Source organism: Streptomyces sp. SID13726, assembly GCF_010548375.1.
In the GTDB taxonomy this organism is placed as follows: Bacteria; Actinomycetota; Actinomycetes; order Streptomycetales; family Streptomycetaceae; genus Streptomyces.
Genome location: NZ_JAAGLY010000056.1, coordinates 1 through 1,302 on the forward strand (window position 1 = coordinate 1; position 1,302 = coordinate 1,302).

At 65.5% G+C, this 1,302-nt stretch carries 1 protein-coding gene; it reads left to right on the forward strand.

The window, feature by feature from the left end; genetic code table 11:
- The first annotated feature begins 70 nt into the window (after nt 1-70).
- Nucleotides 71-1,263 (forward strand): IS3 family transposase gene (locus tag G3I78_RS46285; protein WP_164436526.1). Its coding sequence is split into 2 segments (ribosomal slippage): nt 71-335 and nt 335-1,263, totalling 1,194 coding nucleotides; the frame shifts between segments, so codons are not numbered across the junction.
- Nucleotides 1,264-1,302: the final 39 nt, after the last annotated feature.

Here is a 1,302-nt window from a genome sequence, read left to right on the forward strand (position 1 = left end):
CTGAGCTGTACTGAGATTTGTGGAGTCCCTGATGCCAGGGTTACGGTCCTGGCGAAGGAGAACCACATCAGTGCCGGCACCACGGAAGTACCCCGACGAGCTGCGTGAGCGCGCGATCCGCGAGGTCCGCACCACCGGCCGACCCGTCGCGCATGTCGCGAAGGACCTCGGCATCCACAAGGAAGCCCTGCGGCAGTGGGTCCGCCAGGCCGAAGCCGACCACGGCGAGCGCGATGACCGGCTGACCACCGCCGAACGCGACGAGCTCAGGCAACTCCGCAAAGAGAACGCCGAGTTGAAGCGGGCGAACGAGATCCTCAAAGCCGCCTCGGTGTTTTTTGCCCAGGAGATCGACCGTCCCCGGACGAGGCCGAGCAGGTGATCGACCACCTGCGTCAGATGGACCTCGGGGTCGATCCCGTATGCCGGGTGCTGGAGCTGTCGCCGTCGACGTACTTCGCCCGCAAGAAGCGGCCCAAGTCGGCCCGCCGGCTCCGCGACGAGCAGCTCATGCCCATGATCGAGGAGATCCACGCCCAATCCGGCGGCACCTATGGCGCCCGAAGGATCACCCGCGCACTGCGGCGCAAGGCCGTCGATGTGGCCCGCTGCACGGTCGAGCGGCTGATGGCCGAACTCGACCTGGAAGGCGTCGTCCGCGGGCAGCGGCGCCGCACCACAATCCCCGAACTGTCGGCACCGAGGCCGCCGGATCTGGTCGACCGCGACTTCACCGCGTCTCAGCCGGACCAGCTGTGGGTCGCGGACATGACGTATGTCCGCACCTGGTCGGGCTGGGCGTATGTGGCGTTCGTCCTGGACGTGTTCTCCCGGATGATCGTCGGCTGGCAGATCGCCAACCACATGCGGACTGAACTGCCCCTGGACGCACTGGAGATGGCTCTCTGGCGCCGACGCATCAAGAAGGACTCCGGCCTCATTCATCACAGCGACCGCGGGTCGCAATACGTATCAATTCGATACACCGACCGGCTCGCCGACATCGGCGCCTCCGCGTCGGTCGGCTCCGTCGCGGACTCGTACGACAACGCCATGGCCGAGGCGCTGAACGGCACCTTCAAGGCCGAGTTGATCGAGATGCAAGGCCCCTGGAAGGACGTCGACCAGGTCGAGCGGGCGATCTTCCAATGGGTCACGTGGTACAACGAAGAGCGTCTTCACTCCGCGCTCGACTACGTGCCACCTGCCGAGTACGAACGCGACTTCTGGCAGGGCCAAGAACGAGTCCCGCAGTCCGCCTGAAACAAGATCACCGGACTCTACGAAACTCGGGACAGCTCA